We start from the raw sequence: 24,719 nt of genomic DNA, 5'->3' as shown, positions 1-24,719 counted from the left end.
GCCCCCGCGTGGGGGCGCCGCTCCTGCGTGGGGCCTGTCAGCGGAAGGCTCCGGCGTTGTCCTTCGCCCACTGCCCGAAGGACAACGCCGGCCGGCCGAGGACGGACCGCACATCGTCGGTCGTCGCCTGCGGCCGGCCGTCCCGCGCCGCCTGGTAGTCGAGGAGTGTGTCGACGACCGGTGCGGGCAGGAAGGCGGCGAGCTGGTCCCGGTACTCCTCGGGTGAGATGAGCCGCACCCGGACGTCCCGGCCCGCGGCCGCTGCGATGAGCTCCGTCTGACGCCGTGCCGACAGGGACTCGGGTCCGGTGACACGCAGCGTGGCACCCCGGTGGGCCTCGTCCAGCAGCGCGCGTACCGCCACGTCGGCGACGTCGGACTCATGAACCGGCTCGCTGTAGGTCTCGGGGTAGGCGAGCCGCAGCGGACGTCCGGCCTTGATGTCCTTCGCCCACTGGAGCGCGTTGGCGGAGAAGCCGCCGGGCCGGACGAAGGTCCATCCGAGCCCCGAGGCCCGCAGCACGTCCTCCACCAGCACATGCTGCTGGGCGATCGGGGTGGTGCCCGCCCCGTGGGTGTCGATGGCGAGGGAGGAGAGCAGCACGATGTGCCCGACCCCTGCTGCCGCCGCGGCCTCGGTCAGACGGGCGGCGCCGGCCGGCTGGGCGTACAGAAAGATCTTCTGTACGCCGTGCAGGGCCTCGCGCAATCCGTGCGGCGCGGACAGGTCGAGTCGTATCCGCTCCACCTCGCCGGGCAGCGTCGTCAGGGAGGCGGGGTCGGCGCTCGCGGCCCGCACCTTCTCCCCGGCTGCGAGCAGCCCGCGCACGACGGAGCCGCCGACCCGCCCGCGTGTTCCGGTCACCAGAATGGTCATGTGCCGCTCCTGTCGGGGGTGATGCCGTGGTGGAGGTGGAAGCGGCGGAACCCGATGGGGCGGACCCCGGGGGTCGCGCCGGTTGCCCGGAGGGTGGCCCGCCGGGCTGCCCCGTCGAGGAACGCCAGATGCGCCTCGTCGCTGGTCCACTCGGCGTAGTTGAGCACCCGGCTGCCGTCCGTGGCTGCGTGGAAGTGGGCGCTGAGCATGCCCTCGCGCTGTGCGGGCGGTGCCTCGGTGACGGCCTTCGCGACGGATTCGACGATGCGGTCCTGACGCTCCGGACCGTCCACGTCGAAGGTGGCGATCACGACCGCGCCGGGCGGCGCTGCGGAGCGGTCCAGGACGACGCTGGTGTGCAGGCGGTAGGAGACGGCCCCGGCGGCTGCCGGACCCCGCAGTGTCCGGGTGAGATCACGATGGGCCGTGGGGCGGGTGGCCTGGACGTAGGCGAGGACGGTGTCGCCCTCCGTGCTCAGGTACGCGTGGAAGGAGAGCAGGCCCTCGGGCCATGCGGCGCCGGCCCACTGACCGGACACCCCGTCCAGGAGAGCGAGTCCGGCGGAGCGGCCGGGGGCGTACCAGTGGGTGATGTGGACCGAGGAGACGTCCCTGCGGGCGATGTCGGGGCCGCGGCGGGCGGCGGCCCTGGGCTCAGCTCCCATAGGGCTGCTCCGCCCGCGCCTTGCGCAATGCGTCGCCCCACCAACGGAGTTGGTCGAGCAGGAGATCGGCGGCGCCTTCGCTGCTCTTGGCGTCGAGCGGTTCTCCCCCACCGTCGAAGGCCTCCCACGCCGTGTGGAAGCTGACGGTCTCGCGGACGGTGACGGCGTGCAGTTCGGCGAAGACCGGCCGCAATTGCTCGACGGCGCGCAGTCCGCCGGCCAGCCCGCCGTACGAGACGAATCCGACGGGCTTCGCGGCCCACTCGGTCAGGAACCAGTCCAGGGCGTTCTTGAGGGCGGCGGGGAAGCTGTGGTTGTACTCGGGGGTCACCACGACGAAGGCATCGGACCGGGCGAGCGCCGTACGCAGCGCGTTGCGGTGCGGGACCACGTCGGCGTGCGGTTCCTGGCCCGGTGCGGGAAGTACCAGGGGAAGGGGGTGGGCGAGCAGGTCCACGGCGTGCACGTCGAACTCGGCTCGGGCGCGGGCCCGGCGCGTGAACCAGTCGGCCGGGGTGGGGCCGAGGCGCCCGTCGCGGACGCTGGCCGTGATGACGGCCAGGGAGAGTGGTGAGGCGGAGTGGGTCATGCGGCTTCCTTCTGCGGGAGTGGGCGGCGTCCGTCGTGGCGGAGTCCGGGAAGGGCGGCTGCCAGGCCCACGGCCGCCGCTGCGGCCAGCAGGGCGAGGGCCGGGCGCCGGTCGTCGAAGGCCGTCAGGAGCCAGGCGGTCAGCGGGATGAGCAGGACCGCGCCGAGTTGTACGGCCGTCTGGTAGCGCGGAATGGCAGTGGTGCGGCGGGACGCCGGAACGGCTTCGGCGGCCCGCAGGTTGAGCGCGGCGAAGGACAGGACGAACCCCGCGCCGACGAGCAGCAGGACCGGCAGTGCGCCGGTGAGGTACGAGTGCGAGGGAGGCCGCCACAGAGCGAACAGGTATCCGAGCAGGGGCGCCGCGGCGCCCAGCGCGATGAGTCGTCCCGTTCCGTGGCGCCGGACCAGGGACCCGGCGAACGGCACAGTCACGGCCAGCGGCACGCAGGCGGGCAGCAGCGCGAGCGCACCGAGCCAGGGCGAGAGGCCGAGTTCGGTCTGCGCCTGGAAGGTGAGCAGGAACAGCAGCCCGTGGTAGGTGCCGTTCAGCGTGGCCGCGCCCAGACAGGTGCGCAGCAGTACGTGGTCACGCCCGGGTGATCCGGTCACGAGGGGCCCGGCGCGGTCGGTGGCAGGGGCCGGTGCGACGGTCTCCTCGTCGGGGACCACCCGCAGCCCCCACAGCAGCAGGGCGAGGGCGACGGGAGCGGGCACGAGGAAGATCCAGCGCCAGCCCGCCTCCAGGAGGGCCCCGGACAGCAGGAGTCCTGCCGTGAATCCCGCGGCCCCGAAGAGCGAGTAGACGGAGACGGCTCGCCGCCGCTCGGGGCCCTCGGGGAAGGCGGTGCCGATGATGGCGAGCCCCATCGGCGCCGTGAGTGCCGCGCACGCGCCCTTGGCCACCCGGGTCGCGATGAGCAGGGCGGGGCCGTCGGCCAGGCCGCCCACCACCGACGCGAGGGCGAAGCCGAGCATCGCGGCGAAGTAGACGCGACGTCTTCCGAACCGGGCGGCGAGCCGGGGCCCGGTGGTCAGCAGGGCCGCGAACCCGAGGGCGAACCCGCTCATGAGCCATTGCACGGTGAGCAGCGTCAGACCCTGGTCGTCCGCGATCACCGGCAGGGCGACGAGGACGATCGACACCTCGATCGCGTCCAGGACCATGTTCCCGGACAGGATGAGCAGCAGCGCCCACGCGTGTCCGGCGGGAGCCCGGTTCGTGTCCGTCATGGCAGCAGGCGCGGCAGCTGCTCGGTGACCAGCTCCAGGTTCTCGGCGACCAGGTCGTCCGGCATCCCGGCGATGCTCGCCCAGAAGATGAGGTGCTTCACGGGGAGCCCCGCCGTCAGTTCCTTGATGCGGACGGCGGCGTCCTCGGGGGTGAGGATGTCGAGCAGTCCGCGACGGTCCGTGGCGTCCGGGTCGCGGAGGTCCTCGATGGTGAGCGGCGGCGGGCCGTCGAAGGCGGTGCCCTGGAGGGCTCCTTGCCGGTAGGAGTTCACCTGGTGGACCAGGTGGGGGCCGATGCGGTGCCAGGCGGCCTCCGGGTCGCGGGAGAGCAGGAGGGGAACCAGGTCGCTCACGCGCGCGGTCTCCGGGTCGTGGCCGCCTTCGGCCAGGCCCTCGCGGTACTGGGCGAAGCGTTCGCGTGAGATGTGCAGCAGCCCGATGCCCAGCCGGCCCGCGAGCCGGGCGCCGCGCGGCCCGTAGAAGCCGCCCCAGACCGGCGGCGGGTCCTGGATCGGCAGGGGGGTGATGTCCCGTTCGCGCCACAGCCGCAGGATCTCGGCGATGCGTTCCTCGGTCCGTGCGAAGCGGTGGCCGAAGTCGGCGTCGAAGAGCGCGTACTCGGGGACGCGGTAGCCGGCGCCGAGGCCGAGTTCGAGCCGGCCGTCGCTGAGGATGTCGACGATCGCGGCCTGTTCGGCGATGTCGACGGGGTGGTGCAGGGCCGGCAGGACGACGGAGGTGCCGATGCGTGCGCGGCGGGTGCGGGCGGCGACGGCTGCAGCGAAGGTCAGGGGCTGGGGCAGGTAGCCGTCCTCGAAGCGGTGGTGCTCGGTGAACCACAGTCCGCCGGCACCGCGGCGGTCCGCTTCCTCGCAGAACTCCAGGGTCCGCGCGTAGTGGTCGGCCCAGGGGCGGTGCCACTGACCGGGGTTGCGCAGGTCGAAGAGGAGTCCGACGTCCATGACAGATGCCTTTCGAAGGGGGTGGCGGACATGTCCGGGGCGGTGCGGACGGACTTCAGCCGAGGAGGGTGCCGCCGGTGGCGTCGACGAAGGACCCGGTGATCCATCGCGCTTCGTCGGTGGCGAGGAAGGTGACGACGTCGGCGACGTCCCCCGCCTCCCCCACGCGCTGGAAGGCGGACAGCTTGGCCATCTCCGCCACCGCTTCGGGGATGTCGAAGACGGGGCTCCCGTTGTCGGTGATCCCCGGCGCGACGCTGTTGATCGTGATGCCGCGGGGGGCGAGCTGCCGGGCCAGGTGGAGGGTGAGCTGTTCGATGGCGCCCTTGGTCATGGCGTACGCCACCTGGCCGGGGTTGGCGACCCGGGTCAGTCCGGAGGAGATGTTGATGATCCTGCCTCCCTCGGGGACGGACGGCAGGGCCCGCTGGATCAGGAAGTAGGGGGCCTTGGCGTTGACGGCGAAGAAGCGGTCGAACTGCTCGGGGGTGACGTCCTCGGGGGCGACGCCGTCCTGGGTGGTCTCGCCCGCGTTGTTGACGAGGATGTCGAGGGTGGTCTCGCCGGTGCGCTCCTTCAGCCCGCGTTCCAGGCCGAGGAAGAGTTCGTGGACGTCGCCCGGGACGCCCAGTTCGGCGCGCACGGTGAAGCCGCGGCCGCCCTCCTGCTCGATGGTCTCCAGAGTCGCGTCGGCGGATTTCTCGTCGTTCGCGTAGTGGACGGCGACGAGGGCGCCCTCACGGGCGAGCCGGATCGCGATGGCGCGGCCGATGCCCCGGCTGGACCCGGTGACGAGTGCGGTCCTGCCTTCGAGCCTGTTGCTCATGGTCAGCTCCTTGAGGATGTGGGTGGTAGGGGGGTGTCGAGTCCGGTGACGGTCCGGGCGAGATGGCGGCGGACGGGGCCCAGGCGCATGAGTTCGGCGAGGGTGTCGCGCACGGCGTCCACTTCGGGGCCGCCGAGCAGCAGCCGTGCCTGGGCCCGGATTCCGTCGAGGGCGCGGGCCGTTGCCGGGTGGCGTTCGCGCTGGTAGGCGTCGAGTCCGCCGTCGTCGGCACGGCCGGTGACGCGGGCGGCGAGCCGGGGCCCCAGGGCGGCGGCGTCCTGGAGGCCCAGGTTGAGTGCCTGCCCGCTTACCGGCATCTGTACGTGGGCGGCGTCCCCGGCGAGCAGGACCCTCCCGCGCCGGTAGGCCGTGGCCTGCCGGCTCGTGTCGTCGAACGCGTTCAGCCACAGCGGTGTGCCGTGGGCGATGTCCTCGCCGGTGACCTTCGCCCACGTGGCGGCCACCTCCGTGAACGGGGGCGGTCCGGTGCGCCGGCCGGGCGGTGTGCCGAAGAGATGGACCATCACCCGGGTGGAGCCGTCGGGCCAGCGGTGCGCGGTGGCCAGTCCGTGCGGGTGCCGCTCGAACCGCCGGTCGGGTACGTCGAGGCCGGCCACATCGGCGCGCAGCATCTCCAGCGTTCCGTCCTCGCCGGCGAACTCGAAGCCGCCGAGGTGCCGCACCGTGCTGCGTTCGCCGTCGCAGCCGACGACGAAGGCGGCCGCGGAGTGGTGCCTGATTCCGTCGGGTCCGGTGTGCTCGACGTCCACCCGGCGGGGGCGGGGCGTGAGGCCGGTGACGCGGTGTCCGCGCCGGACGCGGGCCCCGAGGCCGGTGGCCCAGAGCATCAGGACAGCTTCGAGCCGGGCCTGGGGGCACTTCCACTGTCCGGCGTACGGGTGGCCGGGCTCCGCCTCGGCGAGGTCGAGGCGGAGCCCGCCGAAGTGGCCCGGACCGCCGTCGGGCAGGGCACCCAGGCGACGCAGCACGCCGCGGTCCTCGAGGATCTCCAGGGTGCGGGCGTGCAGGGTGGACGCCCGGGATTCCGTGGTGGGTTCGACGAGTTGCTCCAGCACGGTCACCCGTGCTCCGCCCAGGCGCAGTTCGCCGGCCAGGAGCAGACCGACGGGCCCCGCCCCGACGATGATCACGTCGGATGCCGGGGTCCCGGGTGCCGGCCCGGTCAACGCCGGGCTTCCGCGTACTGCCTGGCGTGGCCCAGGGTGGCGCGGCTGTTGCCGCCGAGGGCGTCACGGATGTAGGCGCGGGCCTCGGGGACTCCGGCGCCGTCCCCGAGGATCCCGGTGATCTTCTCCGCGTCCAGGACGACGGTGTGCTGCGAGGTGGCGGTGGTGACTCCGTCGGCGTCCTCGTCGATCTGCCAGTAGCCGGTGTGCAGGGTGAGCAGGCCGGGCAGAGTGGTCTGCTTGTAGGCGATCCTGCGGTAGGGGAAGCAGACCCGGACGGATTCGGTGGTGTGCGTCGATCCGTCCCGCGTGCGGGTGTCCAGGCGCAGGATCTGCAGGCCGGGGGTGTCCTCGGTGAGGCGGACACCGGCGACGTGCGGGAGCCGCTCGGACCAGTGCGTGGCCTCGTTGAGGAAGTCGTACACATCCTTGGCGGAGCCGTCGATGCGTACGGAGTCCTCGAACGAGAGGAACAGTCCGGCGTCGTGGGCGCCGAGCTCGAGGTTCGCCCTGAGGGCGGGCAGCTCGGCCCGGCTGTTGCGGTCGACGGCCTCGTCGATCCAGGTCAGCTTCTCCGGGTCGTCGTCGACGGCACGGTACTCGTGGAGGAGGCGGACCCGGGTCTCCTGCTCGGCGAGGGGCTCGATGATCCAGGTCCCGGTCATCTCGGCGACGGGGTGAGCGGGTATCTCCTGCCAGAAGCGGATCCGCAGCTTCTCGCGGTCCAGGATGCGGATGGAGGTCCAGCTCTTGGCCTCGCCGTTGGCCGTGGCCCAGATCCTGATGCGCTCCTGGTCTCCGTCGACCTCCAGTTGTTCGACGTGCACGGAGGGCGGGAAGAGCCGGGGCCAGTTCTCGACCTCGGCGAGCAGACGGTAGACGTCGAGGGCGGCGGCCCGGACGGTGATCTCGTGCTCGACCTCGCGGGTTGTCATGTTGAAGTCTCCTTTTTTAAACGCAGGTTGATGTCGCGTCAGAAATTGCCGAGGCCGCCGCAGACGTTCAGGGCCTGCGCGGTGATGGAGGCGGCGGTGTCGGACGCGAGGTACCCGACGAGACCGGCGACCTCCTCGGGTGTGGAGTAGCGCCCGAGCGGGATCTTCGCGGTGAACTTCTCCAGGACCGCTTCCTCGGTGGTCGCGTAGGCGGCCGCGTAGCCCTCGCGCACGCGCTGGGCCATCGGCGTCTCCACATAACCGGGGCAGACGGCGTTGACGGTGATTCCGGTGGGGGCCAGCTCGTTGCCCAGAGCCTTGGTGAAGCCGACCACGCCGTGCTTGGAGGCCGAGTAGGGGGCGCCGAGGACGACGCCCTGTTTGCCCGCGGTGGAGGCGATGTTGATGATCCGGCCCCGGTCCTTGCTGCGCAGCCCCCCGGCGTTCAGTACCTCCCGGGTGACGCGGAAGACACTGGTGAGGTTGGTGTCGATGACGTCGTCCCACAGGTCGTCGGCGATGTCCGCGGTGACCCCTCCCCCGCTGCGGCCGGCGTTGTTGACGAGGACATCGACCGTGCCGTAGCGGTCCACGGCGGCCCGGACGAAGGCACGGACGTCGTCGGCGGACCGGACGTCCAGGGTGGTTCCGTCGACGTCCAGTCCCTCCGCCCGCAGTTCCTTGACGGTGGCGTTGACGTTGTCGTCGCTGCGGGCCCCGACGAAGACCCTGTGCCCCTGGCCGGCGAGCAGCCGGGCGACGGCGAGACCGATACCACTGGTGGCGCCGGTGACGAGGGCGACGGGACCGGTGTGCTGGGACATGAGGACTCCTCAGGCGGTGCGGGCGGCGGTCAGCTGGGTGTTGACCACGTCGATCAGCGCCCGGGGCGTGTCGGCGTCGGTCAGGGTGTCGTCGTCGAGGGCGATGCCGTACTCGCGCTCGATCCGGCCGCCCGTCTCCAGCAGGGCGAGCGACTCGTAGCCGAGAGCGTCGAACGTGGTGTCGAGGATGTCGGCGTCGAGGTCGACACCCTCCTCGGCTCCGGCGGCCTCCCGGAGGATGCGGCGCAGGTCGTCGAGGGCGAAGGCGGTGTGGGTGTCGGGCGAGGACATGGCGGGACCCTTCTTGGCGAGGATGCGTCGTGGGCGGTGGCGGGGTGGTGGGCGGTGGTGGCCCGGGAGGGCGGGCACGTGTCCGGGGCGATGGTGAGGTGCTGGGCGGTGGTGGCCCGGGAGGGTGGGCGGGTGTCCGGGGCGAGGGTGCGTCCCGCCTGTTAGCCGGCGGCACGCACGACGAGGGCGGAGTTGAAGCCGCCCTGTCCGCGGGCGAGGACCAGCGCGGTGCGCAGTGCGGCGGGCCGGGGCCGGGTGCCGACGAGGTCGATCTCGTACGTCTCGGCGAGGGTGGAGCCGACCGTCGGCGGGATGACCCCGTCCCGCAGGGAGAGCAGGGCGGCGGCGACATCGAGCGGTGCCGCGCCGGAGTACAGGCGCCCGGTCATGGTCTTGGGCGCGGTGACCGGCACCCCACGCGGCCCGAAGACCTTGGTGAGCGCCTCGGCCTCCGCCCGGTCGAGTTCGGGTACGGCGGCGGCGTCGGCGAACACGACGTCGACGTCGCCCGGTTCGCTTCCGGAGTCGGCCAGGGCCAGCTCGATCGCCCGCTGGAGACCAGGGGCGCGCCCGCTGCCCGGCCGCGGGTCCATCGTGGAGGCATGGCCGGCGATCGCGCCGTACACGCGGGGGGCGCCGCGGCGGCGGGCGTGCTCGGCGTCCTCGACGACGAGGAGGGCGCCTCCCTCCCCCGGTACGTGTCCGGATGCGTCGGTGTCGAAGGGGAGGTACGCACGTTCGGGGTCCTCGGATGTGGTGAGCCGGCCACCGGCGATCTGGGCCACCCACCCCCAGGAGCACAGCGAGGCGTCGATGGCGCCGCCGATGACGACGGGGGTTCCCTTGCGGACCTGGCGTCGTGCCTGGGCGAGGGCGTCGAGGCCGCCGGCCTGGTCACTGACGACGACGCTGCTCGGCCCCCGGGCCCCGGTGCGGATGGAGATCTGTCCGCTGTTGACCGCGTAGAACCAGGCGAAGGACTGGTACGCGGAGACGTAGGGGCCGCCCTTGCTCCACAGCGCCTTGAGCTCGTTCTGGCCGAACTCGAAGCCGCCGGAGTGACCGGCGGTGATCACGCCGACGTCGTAGTCGGGCAGTTCCCCGGGGCTGACGTCCGCGTCCGCGAGGGCCCAGTCGGCACCGACGAGCGACAGCCGCGTCATGCGGTCGGTCTGCGGCAGGAGTCGGCCCGGCAGCAGTTCGCGGGCGTCGAAACCGGCGATCTCGCCGGCCAGCCGGGAGGGGTAGGGCGTCGGGTCGAAGCGGGTCAGCGGGGCGATGGCCAGCCGCCCGGCGAGGGTGGCCTGCCAGTACGTCTCCAGGCCGAGGCCGTTGGGGGCGGCGACGCCGATTCCGGTGATCACCGTCTCTGCGCTCATCGGGTGCTCCGATCGGGGCGGGCGAGGACGACTGCGCTCTGGAACCCGCCGAAGCCGCTGCCGACGGACAGCACCGCGTCGGTGTGCCGGTCGCGGGCGGTCAGGGGCACGTAGTCGAGGTCGCATTCGGGGTCGGGATGGTGGAGGTTGGCCGTGGGAGGAACGACGTGGTGCTCCATCGCGAGGACGGACGCGGCCACCTCGATGGATCCGATGGCGCCCAGCGAGTGGCCGACCATCGACTTGATCGAGGAGACCGGGGTCCGGTAGGCGTGGTCACCCAGGCTCCGTTTGAACGCCGCGGTCTCGTGGCGGTCGTTCTGCTTCGTGCCGGAGCCGTGGGCGTTGATGTAGTCGATGTCCTCGGCGTCGAGCCGTGCCTCGTCCAGGGCCACGCGGATCGCCTCGGCCATCTCCTTTCCGTCGGGCCGCAGTCCGGTCATGTGGAAGGCGTTGGACCGGGTGGCGTATCCGGCGATCTCGGCGTAGATGTGGGCTCCTCGCCGGCGGGCGCTGTCGAGCTCCTCCAGGACGAAGACGGCGGCGCCCTCGCCGAGGACGAATCCGTTGCGGCTGGAGTCGAAGGGGCGGGAGGCGTGTGCGGGATCGTCGTTACGGGGGGTGGTGGCCTTGATCGCGTCGAAGCAGGCCACCGTGATCGGCGAGATCGGCGCGTCGGTGGCGCCGGCCACCATCACGTCGGACAGTCCGTCCCTGATGACTCCGGCGGCGTGGCCGATGGCGTCCAGCCCGGAGGTGCAGCCGGTGGAGACGACGGTGCCGGGGCCCTCCGCGCCGACGGCCCAGGCGACCTCGGTGGCGAAGGAGCTGGGGACCAGGAAGTTGTAGAGGTGCGGAACGGCGTAGCGGTGGTCGACCAGGTCGAGCCTGCCGCCGTCGCTGACCGTGCGGTACTCCTGGTCGAGGCCGGTGGTGGCACCGACGGCGCTGCCGATGGTGACTCCGGTGCGCACCGGGTCGAGGGCCGTGAGGTCGAGCCCGCTGTCGTGGACGGCCTCGCGGGCGGTGACCACGGCGAACTGGGCCGCCCGGTCCATGCGCCGGATCTCCTGCGGGCCGAGGCCTGCGAGTTCGGGGTCGAAATCGACCTCCGCGGCGACCTGGGAGCGGAACGGCGAGGGGTCGAAGAGGGAGATCCGGCGCGTCGCGGTGCGGCCGTCGGAGATCAGCTGCCAGAAGTCCTTGGTGCCGAGGGCGCCGGGGGCTGTGACCCCCACGCCGGTGATGACGACGCGGCGCGCCGGGGCGGGGGTCACTTGGCGCTCCAGTGGTAGAAGCGCCGGGCGAGGGCGTCGGACGGTGAGCGCCAGGTGGCGGGGTCGTAGGCCGCGATGTGGGGCTTGAGGTCGTCGCTGATTCCGATGAACCGGCTGTCCGACTTGGCTGCCTCGATGCGCTCGCCGCCGTCCTCGCCGTCGAAGTCCTGAAGGTGGAAGTACAGCCCGCGGTAAGCGAACAGCTGGCGGCGGCGGGTGCCCATCCGGTGGGGCATGTCGGTGGTGTCGAACTCGTGGAAGAGACGGGCGACTTCGTCGGCGCTGCCGAGTTCCATCCGGGCAACGATGAGGTTGCTGTGCATGGTGGCCTCTCTGAGTGCGGTGGGGGTCAGGCGGGTCCGAACCAGCGGTCCAGGGCGGCGGGCAGATCGTGGTGACTGCCGGGGGCGGCCCAGGCGACGTAGCCGTCCGGGCGCACCAGGACCGCGGTGGTGCGGGTGAGGTCTTGGGGAACGGGGCCGTGCGGGACCGCGGTGACCAGGTCGATCCGGTCCCGCCAGCGCGCGGCCCGGCGGCGCAGCCATGGGTTGTCCGTGAGGTCGAGCAGTACGCCTCGGCCGGGGCGCAGCAGGGCGGTGGAGCTGGTGCGGGCGGCCCCGGTGGTGAGCTCCAGATGGGGCAGGCGGGCGCCGAGCAGGGGGTGGGTGCCCGGTCCGGTGTCGTACCGGATGTCGACCCCGCTGACCTTGGCGGCGAGGTGGCGGGCCACCTCTTCGTACGGAAGGAGTTCGGACAGGACGTCCCGCAGCGGTTGCACGTCGTCTCCGCCGAGGATGAGCAGGCTCTGGGCACGGGTGTTGGCGAGCAACTGCCGCCCCACCCGGTGGCGTTCCGAGTGGTAGGTGTCGAGCAGGGTGGCGGGCGCCGTGCCGTGCAGGACGGCCGCGAGCTTCCAGCCGAGGTTGAACGAGTCCTGGATGGAGGTGTTCATGCCCTGTCCGCCGGCCGGCAGATGGATGTGGGCGGCGTCGCCGGTGAGCAGGACGCGGCCCCGGCGGTACTCGGAGGCCTGCCGGGTGGCGTCGGTGAAGGCCGACACCCACACCGCCTCGGCACCCGAGATGTCGTTGCCGGTGAGGCGTTTCCACACGTCGGCGACCTCGCCGAAGGAGGGCGGCCCGGTGCGCCGGCTCGGCAGGGCGCCGCGTTCGCCGACGATGACGCGGTGCAGACCGTCGCCGAGCGGTGCGGCCATGACCATCCCGCCCGCGAGGCTCTGCCCGGTGGCCCGGGGGTTCACGTCCACGCCACGGATGTCGGCGAGGAGCAGTTCCGTGGTGGCCTCGGTCCCGGGGAAGTCGAAGCCGGCGGCCTTGCGGACCGTGCTGCGTCCGCCGTCCGCCGCAACGAGGTAGCGCGCGGTGAGAGTGGTTTCCCGGTCACCGTCCCTGATGCGTGCGGTGACGCTCTCGCCCGTGTCCTGGAGCGACAGGAACTCCTGTCCGCGCCGGATGTCGGCGCCAAGTTCACGCGCCCAGCCCTCCAGGACCGACTCCGTGACGGACTGCGGCACGCCCCGGGCGGCGGGGTGGGCGGCTCCGAGGACGGCCAGGTCGAGCGGGATGCCGCCGAAGTGGCCCTGTGTACTGCTCTCCACCTCCCCGAAGCGCGCCAACAGGCCACGCTGGTCGAGACTTTCCGTCGTGCGAATGGTGAAACCGAGGCCGCGTGATTCGCCGGTGCGCCGGGAAAGGCGTTCGACGACCACGACGTCGATTCCGGCCAGACGTAGTTCACCGGCGAGTACGAGCCCGGCCGGTCCCGCTCCGACGATGATGACCGACGCATCCATGGAGTCTCCCGACTGACGGTCCGTTCGATTCCTGCTGACACGAAATATCTTCCGTCGCCGCACTTTTTGTTTTCAAGGCAGAAATTCAAGGTCCTGCGCAAGGAGCTGTCAGGCGATCGTCAAGCCGAGGGGGCGAATCCCTGACGTTCACGGTTCCGGGCCGCTTGTGCGCCACGTCGGAGTGCTCGGTCACTGACAGGGGAATGTCAGGGGAAGTACAAATCCTTTCCCAGGAAGGCGCAGGGGCCCCGGATCGGATCACTCCTGTGACGCCGCTCACAGTCAGTTGCGCCGGCCCGTGTCTAGCCTGGGGCCGTCACTTCGGGTGCCGCGCCTGCGCCTTGGAACGGGGGAAACTGATGCGCGTCCTGGTCGTTGATTCCGACAGGTCGAACGGAAACAGATTGAGCACCCAACTGAAGCGTCACGGTTATGACGTGGAGATCAGCGCGACGGGCACCGATGCCTTGGAAAGGCACGAGAAATTCGATCTCTTTCTGATTGACCTCCTCCTTCCGGACATCGACGGCCTCGAAGTCTGCCGGACCGTCCGGGCGAAGAGTGATATTCCTGTCATCGCGTTCACGGATGCCGGCATGAAACTCGACCGGATTCTCTGCTTGCAGGCGGGCTGCGACGACTGCATGGCGAAGCCGTACGGATTTCGCGAACTGCTCGCCCGCATCGACGCGGTGCTCCGCCGCTCCCGCCCGGAACCCGCCCGCGGTTCGCGGGCGGCGGCGATCGCGCACGGTTCGCTGTGCATCGACCCGGAGACCCGGGAGGTGCGGCTCAACGGCCGGCTGGTCGGTCTCACCCTCAAGGAGTTCGACCTGCTGCACCGGCTCGCGTCGGAGCCGCACACGGTGCACTCGCGGGCCTCGTTGATGGCCGGCGTGTGGGGATTCCCGGGACGGCACCTTCCCGGTACCCGCATGAGCAGGACGATCGACACGCATGTGAGCGCTGTCCGGGCGAAGCTCGGCTCGCCCGACTGGATCATCACCGTCCGTGGTGTCGGCTTCAGGATGGGCCGTGTCTGAGCGCGTACCGCTGACGACCCGTCGGCACATCGATCTGCAGCGCATCGCCGGCGCCCTCTGTCCGGGTCACTGACGCCCAGCCATCCGCTTGCCACGGGCAGCCGTCCTCATCGGCGTGCCCGGGCAGCCATGCGCCGAGCCGGTCCGACGGCCCGCGCCGGACCGGTGCGCGGCTCTGCCCCGTGGGCAACAGCCGCTCCCTGCCGTCCCGCGACTTGCGCGGGGCCGGTCCTGCCCCTTCCGCTCTCGTTCACCCGGAGTCGTTCCCTCATGTCCACACGTCCCGCACCCTCGCGCAGCTTCGCGAGATCCCCGTTGGCCGCCCTCGCCACCGCGCTCGTCCTGTCGCTCACCGCGACCGCCTGCTCCGGAGCATCCGGGTCCTCCGACGAGGCAGGGACCGCGCCGCGGTCCGGCGGCCACCTCAGGTTCGCGCTGTCCTCGGATCCGGGGTGCATGGATCCGCACCAGGCCACGACCACCGACGCCCTGTACGCCGCCCGTACCTACGTCGACTCGCTCACCGACCAGAATCCGAGGACGGGACAGATCGTGCCGTGGATCGCACGGTCGTGGGAGGTCTCGCCGGATGCCTCGCAGTACACCTTCACCCTGCGCGAGGGTGTCACCTTCGCCGACGGCACACCGCTCGACGCCGAGGCGGTCAAGGCGAATCTGGACGCCGTCGTGGCGCTCGGCGCCAAATCGATGCTGGGCGCCGGGTTCCTCCAGGGCTATCGCGGCACCGAGGTGGTCGACCCGTACACGGCCAAGGTCACCTTCAAGGGCCCCAACGCGCAGTTCCTGCAGGCGACTTCGACGGCGACACTCGGACTCCTCTCCCCGGCGAGCCTGAAGCTTCCCGCAGACCGGCGCTGCACCGCCGAACTGATCGGGTCCGGGCCGTTCACCCTGGACGGTTACACGCCGAACACCTCGGTGGAACTGACCAGGCGCAGCGGCTACACCTGGGGGTCTCCGCTCTGGAAGCGCCCCGGGTCCGCCTATCTGGACAAGCTCACCTTCAAGGTCGTCCCGGAGGCAGGCGTGCGCAGCGGAAGCCTGGCCTCGGGGCAGGTCGACGCCATCGCAGGAGTCGCCCCGCAGGACCAGACCACCCTGGCGTCCCAGCGGTTCACCGTGCTCGACCGGCCCAACCCGGGAGTACCCGTCGCCCTCAGCGCCAACACCGCGCGGCCGCTCACCAAGGACCCGGCCGTGCGTCGAGCGCTCCTGACGGCCGTGGACCGCGACGAGGTCGTGCGGACCGTGCTCAGTCCCAGCTATCTCCCCGCGACCAGTGCTCTGTCCAGCTCCACGGGCGGGTACGCCGACAACACGAAGCTGCTCGCGCACGATCCCGCACGGGCCAGGAGCACGCTCGACGCGGCGGGCTGGCTGCCCGGCCCGGACGGTATCCGGGTGAAGGACGGAAAGAAGCTCAGGCTGAAGGTCATCCTGGGTGCCAACTTCGGCCCCAACCAGACGGTGCTGGAACTGATCCAGCAGCAGCTGCGCAAGAGCGGCATCGGCATCGACCTCACGCTGCTCTCCCTGCCCGACTACCAGCAGGCGCGGGGCGCGGGTGACTACGACCTCGCCTGGGGCAACGGCACCCGCAACGACCCGGACGTCCTGCGCACCGCGTTCTCCGGCAAGCTGCTCAACCTCGGCCGGATCACCGACGCGGAACTGGAGCGGACACTGGACGCTCAGGCCGCCGCGAGCGACCCGGACAAGCGGGCCGCGCTGGTCTCCACCGCTCAGCGCCGCGTACTGGAACAGGGCTACCAGATACCGGTGTTCGAGATGGCGAGCGTGTACGGCATCAGCAAGAAGGTGCACGGCCTGACACTGGACTCGACGTCCTACCCGCAGTTCCACGACGCGTGGCTGTCCTGAACATGGTCACGTACGTCGTACGCCGCCTCGCGCAGGCCCTGTTCGTCCTCTGGGCCGCGTACACCCTGTCGTTCGGGGTGCTCTATCTGCTGCCCGGCGACCCCGTGACCGTCATGGCGGCCGGCGGGGGCGACAGCACCTCCGTCACGCCGGAGCAACTCGCCTCGCTGCGCGACCGGTACGGCCTTGACCGGCCGGTAGCGGAGCAGTACGCGACGCGGCTCGGCGACGCCCTGCGCGGGGACTTCGGCGCCTCCGTCCACAGCGGTGAGCCCGTCTCCCGGATGATCGCGGACGCGTGGCCGGCCACGCTGGAGCTCACGGCGGCCACACTGGCCCTCGCCCTGCCGCTGGGAGCCGGGGTCGCCCTGGCCGGCACGTACACCCGCCGGCGGTGGCTGCGGCAGTTGCTGCTCTCGCTGCCGTCGGCGGGGGTGGCCGCCCCCACCTTCTGGGTCGGCCTCGTGCTCATCCAGCTCGTCTCCTTCCGCTGGGGCCTGGTGCCGGCCTTCGGCGAGGAGGGCCTCGCCTCGCTGGTGCTGCCGGCGGTGACCCTGTCGCTGCCGGCAGCCGCCCTGGTCGCCCAGGTCTTCGCGAAGAGCCTGCGCACCGCACTCGCCGAGCCGTACATCGAGACGGCGGCCGCCAAGGGGGCGAGCCGGCTCCGCGTCCACCTCTCCCATGCGGCCCGCAACGCCGCTCTCGCACCGCTGACCGTCGCCGGGGTCCTGGTCGGCCATGTGCTGGCAGGGTCCGTGGTGGTGGAGACCGTCTTCTCCCGCACCGGTATCGGCCGGCTGACGGCGACCGCCGTGACGTCCCAGGACATCCCCGTCGTCCAAGGGCTCGTGGTGTTCGGGGCGTGCGCGTTCGTCCTGGCGAACCTGGCCGTGGACCTGCTGCACCCGGTGCTCGACCCGCGGATCAGGACGACGGGCCCGAGGGCGGTGACCCCGTGACCGCGCTCGGCACGTCCCTGGCCGGCGGGGCTCCGGAGCGGGCCGCGCGGCGGCGCCGGGCCGTCCGGTTCTGGCTCGCCCGGCCCGGTCTCGTCCTGTCCGTCGTGTTCATCGCCCTGGTCCTGCTCGCCGCACTGCACCCTGCCGCGTTGGCGGGAGGCGATCCGCTGACCGGTGTTCCCCGAGACCGGCTCCAGCCGCCGAGCGCGGAGCATCTCCTGGGCACCGACCAGCTCGGCCGCGATCTGTTCACCCGGCTGGTGCACGGCAGCTCCCTCACGCTGCGGGCGACGGCGCTCGCCGTGCTCGTGGGCCTGGTGGCGGGATCACTGACCGGGCTGGTGTCCGGTGCGGCCGGCGGCTGGGTCGACGGAGTGCTGATGCGGCTCACCGATGTGCTGCTCGCCGTGCCCGGGCTGCTGCTGTCGCTCGCGCTCGTGACCGCACTCGGCTTCGGGACGATCGAGGTCGCCGTGGCCGTCGGGGTGACGAGCGTGGCCATGTTCGCCCGGATCATGCGGGCCGAGGTCCTGCGGGTCGCCCGCACCACGTATGTGGAGGCAGCCCGCGCCAGTGGCACGCGCCGGTACGGCGTGCTGCTGCGGCACGTGCTGCCCAACGCGGCCGGGCCCGTCCTCGTGTACGCGGCGGTGGACTTCGGCGCGGTCGTGCTCCAGGTGTCCTCGTTGTCGTTCCTCGGTTACGGGGCGCGCCCGCCGGCCCCGGAGTGGGGGTCGCTGGTCGCCGGTGGCCGCGACTACCTCGCCACTGCCTGGTGGCTGACCACGCTGCCCGGCCTCGCCCTGGCGGCGACGGTCCTGGCCGCCAATCGCATCGCTCGCGCCCTCGACGGCGAGGCGAAGGAGAACACCTGATGACGAAGCCGATGACACCGCCGGACGGCCCGGCCGCCCGGCCGGTGGACCGGTCCGTGTCCGAGACCCCGCCCGCAGGAGCCGGGGTGCCCCCCGTGCTGCTCGGGGTCGAGGACCTGCGGATCTCCTACCGCTCGGGCACCGGCCGGGTGGACGCGGTGCGCGGAGTGAGCTTGAACGTCGCACCCGGCGAGGTGGTCGCCCTGGTGGGTGCTTCGGGGTCGGGCAAGTCCACCACGGCCCATGCCGTCGTGGGCCTGCTGCCGCCCGGCGCTGCGCGCACGGCGGGCCGGATCGTCTTCGGCGCGACCGATCTCGCCGCGGCCGGCGAGGCGGCGATGCGCCGCCACCGCGGCCGGGACATCGGGTTCGTTCCGCAGGACCCCATGGTGTCGCTGAACCCGGTCCGCCGCATCGGCCCGCAGGTCGGCGAAGTCCTCCTGATCCACAAGCTGGTGGACAGCCGGCGCCAGGCGGAGCGGCGGGCCGTCGAGCTCCTCGCCGAGGCGGGCCTGCGGCAACCGGAGCTGCGGGCCCGGCAGTACCCGCACGAACTCTCCGGCGGGATGCGGCAGCGGGCACTCATCGCGATCGCCCTTGCCGCCCGGCCCAGGCTGCTGATCGCCGACGAGCCCACCAGCGCGCTCGACGTCACCGTGCAGCGGGCTCTCCTCGACCACCTGGACGAACTCGTCGCCCGGACCGGAACGGCGGTCCTGCTCATCACCCACGATCTGGGTGTCGCGGCCGACCGGGCGCAGCGTGTGGCGGTGATGTCGGACGGCGAGATCGTCGAGTCCGGGCCGGTCGACGAGGTGCTGGGCGCCCCCGCGCACACGGTCACCCGCGAGCTGTTGCGGTCCGCGCCGAGCCTGGCGTCGGTAAGGGAGAGGACACCGCCGGCCCGGACCCCCGGACCGGTCCGGGATCTGGTCGTGGCCCGGGGGCTGGTGAAGGAGTTCCCCGGGGCCGGTCGCACGGCGGCACCCGTCCGTGCCGTCGACGACGTGGACCTGAGGATCGGGCGCGGGGAGACCTTCGCCCTGGTCGGTGAGTCGGGATCGGGCAAGTCGACCACCGCCCGGCTCCTGGTCCGCCTCGCCGATCCGACGTCCGGCACGGTCCATTTCGACGGCGAGGACATCACCCGCTTGCGCGGGGAGGCGCTGCGCCGGCTGCGGCGCCGCATGCAGATCGTCCATCAGAGCCCTTACGCCTCTCTCGACCCGCGCCTGTCGGTGGGGGACATCATCACGGAGCCGCTGCGTGCCCACCGGGTGGGCAGCCGCACCGGGCGCGCGCAGGAGGCGGTCGCTCTCCTGGACCGGGTGCGGCTCCCGGCCGGCGTACTGCGGCGGCGCCCGCACGAGTTGTCGGGTGGGCAGCGGCAGCGGGTGGCGATCGCCCGGGCGCTGGCACTGCGCCCCGACCTGGTGGTGTGCGACGAGCCTGTGTCGGCGCTCGACGTGTCGGTGCAGGCACGCATCCTGGATCTGCTCGCCGAGCTTCAGGACGAGTCGGGGCTGAGTTGCCTGTTCATCTCGCACGACCTTGCCGTGGTGCGGGGGATCGCGCACCGCGTCGGGGTGATGCGGGGCGGCCGGCTCGTCGAGTCCGGCACGGTGGCGCGGGTGTTCGCCGAGCCCGCCCACGCGTACACCCGCGAACTGCTCGCCTCGGTGGCCGGTTCGCGCCGTGCGGGTGCGGCGGCCGGAGCGTAGGGCCTCTCACGGCTTCGGGGGTCAGAGGTGCCGGGCGGCGGTCGCCGCCGCGTACCCGGGGGGCGCGGGGACGTCGTGGACGTGCCAGCCGGCCGGCGGTGGCGTCCGCGCCCCTTCCAGGAGGCAGTCGAGGGCCGTTCCCCGCGCGAGCCCGGTACCGAGGCCCTTGAGATAGGCCTCCTTGCGCGTCCACAGCCGGGTGAAGGCGGCGGTGCGCCCGGCGGGGGGAATGCCCCGCAGCGCCTCGCTCTCCTCCGGGTGCAGCCGCGGCAGCAGTGCGTCGACGGTGCCGGGTGGTGGCACGCGCTGCACATCGAGCCCGACGGGCACGGCGGCGACGGCGATCATGATCAGGTCATGGCTGTGCGAGAGGGAGAAGTGCGGCCCCTCCGGAAGGCCCAGCAGGACCGGCCGGCCGCGCGGTCGGCCCTCCGCGTCGCCGCCGGCCCCCTCGCGCCCGAACCGCAGCCGCGCCGGGTCCGTGCCGGTGTGCTCGGCGAGGACGTGGCGCAGCGCGACATGGGCGGTGAGGTAGCGAAGGCGGGCTCGCGTACCGACGAAGGCGGCCGCGCGGGCCCGTTCCCCGTCGTCGAGGCAGCTGTGGGCCAGGGGCGCGGAGGGTTCGCCCGGTGGGGGCAGTGACAGGGTCCGGAGCAGGACGTGCGGCAGGGCGTTCACGGCCGCACGTTCCCGGTCCGCACGTCCTCGGTGGTGGGCCCGAGGGTCCCGGGGTCGTCCCCGGTGGGCCCGGGTCCGCCGCGGCCCGCACGCAGGCAGAGGGCCACGAGGCCGGTGCCGAGCGAGGCCAGCCCGCCCACGACGAACGCGCTTCGAGCGCCGTGGGCCTCGGCTACGTACCCCACCATCAGGGCGCCGAGTGGGGTGGAGCCCTGGAGGATGAGGGCGTACAGGGCGAGGATGCGGCCCCGGTAGAGGGGCGCGCAGCCGAGCTGGATGCGGTGGTTGGCGGCCTGGGCGAAGTAGACGGAGGCACCGCCGGTGAGGAAGAGCAGGACCACGACGGCCGGATATCCCGGCACCCGGCCGACCGTGGCCTCCAGCGCCCCGAAGACGAGGGCCGACGCGGTGACCAGGCGGGCGGACGGCCGCGTGGTGCGGGCCGTGGTGAGGAACGCGGCGGTGAGTGAGCCCGCGGCGAAGACGGTGGTGAGCAGGCCGAACGACGAGGCGTCGGCGTGGAAGACGGTCTTGGCGAGCAGCGGCAGCGTGAGCTGGAAGTTGAGACCGAACAGGCCGACGCCGGCGACCAGGGCGAACGGGATGATCAGATCGGAGCGCCCGCGCACGTATCGCAGTCCGTCGACGACACGCGTGCGCCCTGGCGCGCGGGCTGTGCGATAGAGCTCGGCGGGGCGTATCCGGCGCAGCGCGATGACGGTCGCGAGATAGCTGAGGGCGTTGACCAGCATGACCCAGCCGGTCCCGAGGACGGTGAGGAGCAGGCCGGCCGCGGCGGGGCCGGCGACACGGGCGACGTTGAAGTAGGCAGCGCTCAACGCCGACGCGTTCGGCAGCAGGTGGGGAGGCACCAGCTCACCGACGAACGCCATCCGGGTGGGGACCTCGACGGCGTTGACCAGGCCGAGACAGAACGCGAAGACATGGACGTCCGTCAGCCCTGCCGTGCCGGTGAGGACGAACACCGCCAGGAGAAGCGCGAGGAGGCCTGACAGGAGGTTGGCGGCCAGCAGCAGCGCCCGCTTGTCGTACCGGTCGGCCAGCCTTCCGCCGTGGAGGGTGAAGAGCAGCATCGGGGTGAACTGAAGAGCCGTGACGGTGCCGAGGGCCGTCGCTGAGTCCCCGGTCAGTTCCAGGACCAGCCAGTCCTGGGCGACGACCATCATCCAGGTGCCCGCGACCGAGACCACCTGGCCCGCGGCGAACTGCCGGAAGTTGTGGGTCCCGAGGGCCCGGAAGGGGTGGGCACGGGCGTCGGCGGTCACCGTGCGGCGGACTGCGCGCCCGCGTCGAGGCACTCTTCGAGAAAGGCCAGGGCCCGCAGGTGGTAGGTCCTGGCAGCACAGCCGAGGCTGATGTTGTGCCCGGCCCCGGTGAGCCGTTCGACGAGGACGCGGGGCGCTGCCGAGAACTGCGCGGCGAGGTCGGTGAGGTCCGCTTCGCTCTGGCGCCACCAGGCCTCGTGTTCGGCGAAGGTGAAGCGCACCGGCACCCGCACGCGCGGCAGCAGACGCGGGGCCAGCGTGTCCCACTCCTGCGCCGATTCGATCTCCTGCTCCGGCATCGGGGCGACGACGGCCCCGACCTCGCTGAAGGTTCCGTCCGGATAGAGCCGCAGGGGCCCCCAGTTGTACCGGCGCAGGCTGGTACGCGTTCTGTGGCCCAGAAGTTCCGCGGAGACGGCCGGCCGGTGCCCGCAGCCGGAGACGTCCAGGCCCAGGAAGGAGCCGGGCGGGGCATCGGCGGCGAGGGCGAGGGCGAGCTTCCCGCCGAAGGAGTGGGCGAGCAGGAACAGCGGACCGGACGTCAGGCGGGCCTGCGCGTCGGCGAGCGCCGCGCGGACCGTCTCCGCCTGATGCTGGAGACGCTGCCCGGTGGGCAGGTACGGAGCCGAGGCGCCGTACCCGGGCCGGTCGAGCGCGAGCACGGTGCAGCCCAGGCGGGCCCCCAGCGTCAGCAGGGAGACGTCCGGATGCGCCTGCCCGTCGAAGTATCCGGCGCTCATTCCGCCGCCGTGCAGGGCCACGACGGTGGCGCGCGACGGACGTCCGTCAGCCGGTTCGCTCAGCAGCGCGGACAGGGGGATCCCGGCCGCGTCGAGGGTGATCCTGCGGACCCCCGGCGACAGGCCTCCGGACGCGGTGGCCTCCTGCTCAGGGTGTGCCGTCGTCGTCAGCATCGTGCGTCCCCGTTCTCGTACGCCCGCCGCGGGCACCGTCCTCCCAGGATCCGGTGCGGCCGGGGAACGGGACAAGGCATCCCGGTTCAGGGCTCCTTCAGAACTCCGTCTCCGCGCCGTCGAGGAACGGACAGGCAGCGGTCAGGAGGCGGTCAGGGATTGGCCGCCGAGGGGTACGACGACCTCGGCCCTCAGAGGCTTCCTGTCCGTGCAGGCACATCCGGCGGATTCGCCCGCCCGGGTGATCCGGGCGTCACTTGCGGCGCCGACGCGGCTGTACCGAGGCACCGGACGGAACATCCGCCCCGGCCGGTGACGCGCGATCGGTACCGCCCGCTCACGGCGACTCGTCCGACTCCGCCGCCCACGCCGGCTGTGCACCGCCTGTAGTTCACCGTCTGCTGTTGGCCGCCCGGCACGAGGCCAGTCATCTGGCACGAGGCGGCACCACGTGGCACCGCGTGGCGCCACGGCGTGCCAGATGGCACCAGACGGAGTCACACGACATCGAATGGCGCCGGATGGCACCACTCCGCGCCACCAGAAGCGCAATGGCGCGCCCACCGCCACAAGAAACCGACCGAGCGCCATCACGTTTCCGCAGCTCAGACCCCACTCCACGGCCACACGCCCACGAATGACGCCACACCGCTTGCGCATGGCGCCATCATGGTGCCATCATGGCGTCATGGACCTCACACCGTATGTCGACACCCTCCGCCGCGAACTCGCGGTGGCTGCCGAGGCCGGCGGCGACGAAGCCCGAGCGCTGGCAGAGAGGCTCACCGCTCCCCTGGAGTCGGCGACCCGGCTGACCATGCTCAACGTGCTCTCCGCCGCGATGGACGAGATCACCCGCGAGCTCGCCCCCGGTTCGGTCGACGTACGGCTGCGCGGCCTCGACCCCGACTTCGTCGTGACACTTCCGGCCACCGACATCGCCCCCACGGAGCAGGCCTCCCTGCCCGCCGAACCTCCCAGGGCCCCGGCGCCGGCGGACGGCGACGAGGGCGGCACCGCTCGCGTCAATCTGCGCCTGCCCGCCCACCTGAAGGCGCGAGCCGAGGAGGCCGCGACCCGCGAGGGCCTGTCGGTCAACGCATGGCTGGTGCGAGCGGTTTCGGCGGCGGTGGACGGCGGCACCGGGCCGCGCACGACAGAGAAGAGCCGGACGCTCGGACAGGGCTTCACGGGGTGGGTGCGCTAGCCGCCACCCCTGTCAGCACCGCTTCACCCACACCACGTCCCACCAGCGGGGACGCCACCAAGACCCAAGAGGACGGGACAGCCATGCCTTCTTTCGACACCCCCGAACCGATCTCGGTCACCGCCCACGTGGAGGCCGGCTCCATCCAGTTCAGCGCGGGCGAGCGCTCCGACACCGTCGTCGAGGCGCGGCCCCGCGACCCGAAGAAGGACCAGGACGTCCGGGCGGCCGAGCAGACCCAGGTCACGTACGCCGGCGGTGTACTGACCGTCCGGACGCCCAAGCAGCGCTATCTGATCGGCCGCACCGGCACCGTCGACGTGACGGTCGAGCTGCCCACGGGATCGCACATCGACATGACCGGCGCGTGGGCCCAGGTGCTCGGCGAGGGCCGGCTCGGCGAGGTCCGCGTCAAGACGTCGTCCGGCGACGTCCGCCTCGACACCACCGGCCCGCTCCATCTGACGGCGTCGCACGGTTCGATCACCGTGGACCACGTCGAGGGCAAGGCCGAGATCACCACCAGTTCCGGCAGCATGCGCGTCGGCCTCGTCGACGGGCCCGCCGTCCTGAAGAACTCGCACGGCACCACGACGGTCGGCGCCGCGACGGGCGAGCTGCGGGTGAGCGGTTCCAACGGCGACATCGACATCACCCGCGCCGAGGACTCGGTCACGGCCACCACGGCCCACGGGACCCTGCGCGTCGCCGAAGTCGTCCGTGGAACCGTCCAGCTGGAAACGAGCTACGGAGCCATCGAGGTCGGCATCCGGGAAGGCACGGCCGCCTGGCTCGACGCCAACTCCGGCTCCGGCCAGGTACGCAACACCCTCACCTCCTCAGAGGCTCCCGCGAAGACCGAGGACACCGTCAGCGTCCGCGCCCGCACGCGGTTCGGCAACATCGACATCCGCCGCGCCAAGGCCTGAGGCCCTCGCCGGCTCACCCCGATCCACCCGGTACCCGGGGCCGACCGCCCAGCCCCACCGCCCACTCACTCCAGCCTTCGAACGGGAGGGCCTCATGCCTTCATCTGTCATGCCCACGTCCAGAACTGGCGACGACCGCAAGCCACTCGCCGTGTCCGCCATCGGTCTGCGCAAGTCCTACGGCGACAAGGTCGTCCTCGACGGGATCGACCTGCGCATCCCCACAGGGACCGTGTTCGCGCTGCTCGGTCCGAACGGTGCCGGCAAGACCACCGCCGTGAAGATCCTCTCCACCCTCGTCACCGCCGACGCCGGCGAGCTGCACGTCGACGGCCACGACCTCGCCAC

26 protein-coding genes are annotated in these 24,719 nt (G+C 72.2%); 9 read left to right on the top strand and 17 right to left on the bottom strand.

Annotation, left to right across the window (positions count from 1 at the left end):
• Positions 1 to 37 precede the first annotated feature (37 nt).
• The 14 genes from ABZ434_RS34175 to ABZ434_RS34110 all read right to left on the bottom strand — a co-directional run bounded on the left by ABZ434_RS34175 (position 38) and on the right by ABZ434_RS34110 (position 12,857).
• Positions 38 to 877, bottom strand: a complete 840-nt coding sequence (locus ABZ434_RS34175; RefSeq protein WP_359145363.1) for an NAD(P)H-binding protein — start codon at positions 875 to 877, stop codon at positions 38 to 40.
• Entirely contained in the window at positions 874 to 1,542 is a 669-nt protein-coding gene (locus ABZ434_RS34170) for an antibiotic biosynthesis monooxygenase (protein ID WP_359145360.1), read from the bottom strand. The genes ABZ434_RS34175 and ABZ434_RS34170 overlap by 4 nt, the downstream gene beginning before the upstream one ends.
• Entirely contained in the window at positions 1,532 to 2,131 is a 600-nt protein-coding gene (locus ABZ434_RS34165) for an NAD(P)H-dependent oxidoreductase (RefSeq protein ID WP_359145357.1), read from the bottom strand. The genes ABZ434_RS34170 and ABZ434_RS34165 overlap by 11 nt, the downstream gene beginning before the upstream one ends.
• Positions 2,128 to 3,363 carry an MFS transporter gene (locus ABZ434_RS34160; protein ID WP_359145354.1) on the bottom strand — a complete coding sequence of 412 codons (1,236 nt, stop codon included), beginning with the start codon at positions 3,361 to 3,363 and terminating at the stop codon, positions 2,128 to 2,130. The genes ABZ434_RS34165 and ABZ434_RS34160 overlap by 4 nt, the downstream gene beginning before the upstream one ends.
• A complete protein-coding gene (locus ABZ434_RS34155; protein ID WP_359145351.1) occupies positions 3,360 to 4,325 on the bottom strand; it encodes an LLM class flavin-dependent oxidoreductase in 966 nt (321 codons plus the stop codon). Before ABZ434_RS34155 ends, ABZ434_RS34160 begins: the two co-directional genes overlap by 4 nt.
• A 55-nt stretch (positions 4,326 to 4,380) precedes the next feature.
• Positions 4,381 to 5,151, bottom strand: a complete 771-nt coding sequence (locus ABZ434_RS34150; RefSeq protein ID WP_359145348.1) for an SDR family oxidoreductase — start codon at positions 5,149 to 5,151, stop codon at positions 4,381 to 4,383.
• A 2-nt stretch (positions 5,152 to 5,153) separates the two neighbouring features.
• Complete coding sequence (locus tag ABZ434_RS34145) at positions 5,154 to 6,338, bottom strand: FAD-dependent monooxygenase (protein WP_359145346.1); 1,185 nt, start codon at positions 6,336 to 6,338, stop codon at positions 5,154 to 5,156.
• The gene (locus tag ABZ434_RS34140) at positions 6,335 to 7,273 is read right to left on the bottom strand and encodes an aromatase/cyclase (protein WP_359145343.1); all 939 of its coding nucleotides are present in this window, start codon (positions 7,271 to 7,273) and stop codon (positions 6,335 to 6,337) included. Before ABZ434_RS34140 ends, ABZ434_RS34145 begins: the two co-directional genes overlap by 4 nt.
• Positions 7,274 to 7,311: 38 nt before the next feature.
• A complete protein-coding gene (gene fabG / locus ABZ434_RS34135) occupies positions 7,312 to 8,097 on the bottom strand; it encodes a 3-oxoacyl-ACP reductase FabG (RefSeq protein ID WP_359145340.1) in 786 nt (261 codons plus the stop codon).
• 9 nt (positions 8,098 to 8,106) lie between these two features.
• Positions 8,107 to 8,388 carry an acyl carrier protein gene (locus ABZ434_RS34130; protein ID WP_359145337.1) on the bottom strand — a complete coding sequence of 94 codons (282 nt, stop codon included), beginning with the start codon at positions 8,386 to 8,388 and terminating at the stop codon, positions 8,107 to 8,109.
• Positions 8,389 to 8,549: 161 nt separating this feature from the next.
• Positions 8,550 to 9,767 carry a ketosynthase chain-length factor gene (locus ABZ434_RS34125; RefSeq protein WP_359145334.1) on the bottom strand — a complete coding sequence of 406 codons (1,218 nt, stop codon included), beginning with the start codon at positions 9,765 to 9,767 and terminating at the stop codon, positions 8,550 to 8,552.
• A complete protein-coding gene (locus ABZ434_RS34120; RefSeq protein ID WP_359145331.1) occupies positions 9,764 to 11,044 on the bottom strand; it encodes a beta-ketoacyl-[acyl-carrier-protein] synthase family protein in 1,281 nt (426 codons plus the stop codon). The genes ABZ434_RS34125 and ABZ434_RS34120 overlap by 4 nt, the downstream gene beginning before the upstream one ends.
• Positions 11,041 to 11,367, bottom strand: a complete 327-nt coding sequence (locus ABZ434_RS34115) for a TcmI family type II polyketide cyclase (protein ID WP_359145329.1) — start codon at positions 11,365 to 11,367, stop codon at positions 11,041 to 11,043. The genes ABZ434_RS34120 and ABZ434_RS34115 overlap by 4 nt, the downstream gene beginning before the upstream one ends.
• 26 nt (positions 11,368 to 11,393) lie before the next feature.
• The gene (locus ABZ434_RS34110; protein ID WP_359145326.1) at positions 11,394 to 12,857 is read right to left on the bottom strand and encodes an FAD-dependent monooxygenase; all 1,464 of its coding nucleotides are present in this window, start codon (positions 12,855 to 12,857) and stop codon (positions 11,394 to 11,396) included.
• Between the two features lie 359 nt (positions 12,858 to 13,216).
• On the opposite strand from ABZ434_RS34110, the gene ABZ434_RS34105 reads away from it, so the two are divergent.
• The 6 genes from ABZ434_RS34105 to ABZ434_RS34080 all read left to right on the top strand — a co-directional run bounded on the left by ABZ434_RS34105 (position 13,217) and on the right by ABZ434_RS34080 (position 19,357).
• Positions 13,217 to 13,900 carry a response regulator transcription factor gene (locus tag ABZ434_RS34105; protein WP_359145323.1) on the top strand — a complete coding sequence of 228 codons (684 nt, stop codon included), beginning with the start codon at positions 13,217 to 13,219 and terminating at the stop codon, positions 13,898 to 13,900.
• Positions 13,869 to 13,973: a putative leader peptide gene (locus tag ABZ434_RS34100; RefSeq protein WP_359145320.1), complete on the top strand. Its 105-nt coding sequence runs from the start codon at positions 13,869 to 13,871 to the stop codon at positions 13,971 to 13,973. The genes ABZ434_RS34105 and ABZ434_RS34100 overlap by 32 nt, the downstream gene beginning before the upstream one ends.
• Positions 13,974 to 14,170: 197 nt before the next feature.
• Positions 14,171 to 15,802, top strand: a complete 1,632-nt coding sequence (locus tag ABZ434_RS34095) for an ABC transporter substrate-binding protein (protein WP_359145317.1) — start codon at positions 14,171 to 14,173, stop codon at positions 15,800 to 15,802.
• A gap of 2 nt (positions 15,803 to 15,804) precedes the next feature.
• Complete coding sequence (locus ABZ434_RS34090) at positions 15,805 to 16,761, top strand: ABC transporter permease (RefSeq protein WP_359145366.1); 957 nt, start codon at positions 15,805 to 15,807, stop codon at positions 16,759 to 16,761.
• On the top strand, positions 16,758 to 17,636 hold the full coding sequence (locus ABZ434_RS34085) for an ABC transporter permease (RefSeq protein WP_359145314.1): 879 nt from the start codon (positions 16,758 to 16,760) through the stop codon (positions 17,634 to 17,636). The genes ABZ434_RS34090 and ABZ434_RS34085 overlap by 4 nt, the downstream gene beginning before the upstream one ends.
• Entirely contained in the window at positions 17,636 to 19,357 is a 1,722-nt protein-coding gene (locus ABZ434_RS34080) for an ABC transporter ATP-binding protein (RefSeq protein WP_359145311.1), read from the top strand. Before ABZ434_RS34085 ends, ABZ434_RS34080 begins: the two co-directional genes overlap by 1 nt.
• Before the next feature lie 21 nt (positions 19,358 to 19,378).
• On the opposite strand, the gene ABZ434_RS34075 is transcribed toward ABZ434_RS34080, so the two are convergent.
• From ABZ434_RS34075 to ABZ434_RS34065, 3 genes are read right to left on the bottom strand one after another with little or no spacing between them, the layout of a single operon-like run.
• A complete protein-coding gene (locus tag ABZ434_RS34075; protein ID WP_359145308.1) occupies positions 19,379 to 20,035 on the bottom strand; it encodes a 4'-phosphopantetheinyl transferase superfamily protein in 657 nt (218 codons plus the stop codon).
• The gene (locus ABZ434_RS34070) at positions 20,032 to 21,321 is read right to left on the bottom strand and encodes an MFS transporter (protein WP_359145305.1); all 1,290 of its coding nucleotides are present in this window, start codon (positions 21,319 to 21,321) and stop codon (positions 20,032 to 20,034) included. The genes ABZ434_RS34075 and ABZ434_RS34070 overlap by 4 nt, the downstream gene beginning before the upstream one ends.
• Entirely contained in the window at positions 21,318 to 22,235 is a 918-nt protein-coding gene (locus tag ABZ434_RS34065) for an alpha/beta fold hydrolase (RefSeq protein ID WP_359145302.1), read from the bottom strand. Before ABZ434_RS34065 ends, ABZ434_RS34070 begins: the two co-directional genes overlap by 4 nt.
• Positions 22,236 to 22,923: 688 nt before the next feature.
• Here ABZ434_RS34065 and ABZ434_RS34060 point away from each other — a divergent pair.
• The 3 genes from ABZ434_RS34060 to ABZ434_RS34050 form a co-directional block, all read left to right on the top strand.
• Positions 22,924 to 23,442, top strand: coding sequence for a toxin-antitoxin system HicB family antitoxin (locus tag ABZ434_RS34060; protein WP_359145299.1), 519 nt, complete (start codon positions 22,924 to 22,926; stop codon positions 23,440 to 23,442).
• Positions 23,443 to 23,525: 83 nt separating this feature from the next.
• Positions 23,526 to 24,371: a DUF4097 family beta strand repeat-containing protein gene (locus tag ABZ434_RS34055; RefSeq protein ID WP_359145296.1), complete on the top strand. Its 846-nt coding sequence runs from the start codon at positions 23,526 to 23,528 to the stop codon at positions 24,369 to 24,371.
• Positions 24,372 to 24,465: 94 nt separating this feature from the next.
• Positions 24,466 to 24,719: ATP-binding cassette domain-containing protein (locus ABZ434_RS34050; RefSeq protein ID WP_359145293.1), on the top strand; the 254-nt coding region annotated here is incomplete at its 3' end.

Origin of the sequence: Streptomyces sp. NPDC005761, assembly GCF_040630635.1 — a bacterium.
In the GTDB taxonomy this organism is placed as follows: Bacteria; Actinomycetota; Actinomycetes; order Streptomycetales; family Streptomycetaceae; genus Streptomyces.
The sequence above is the reverse complement of the archived record's forward strand: the minus strand, read 5'-3'. Positions and strand labels throughout refer to the sequence as shown.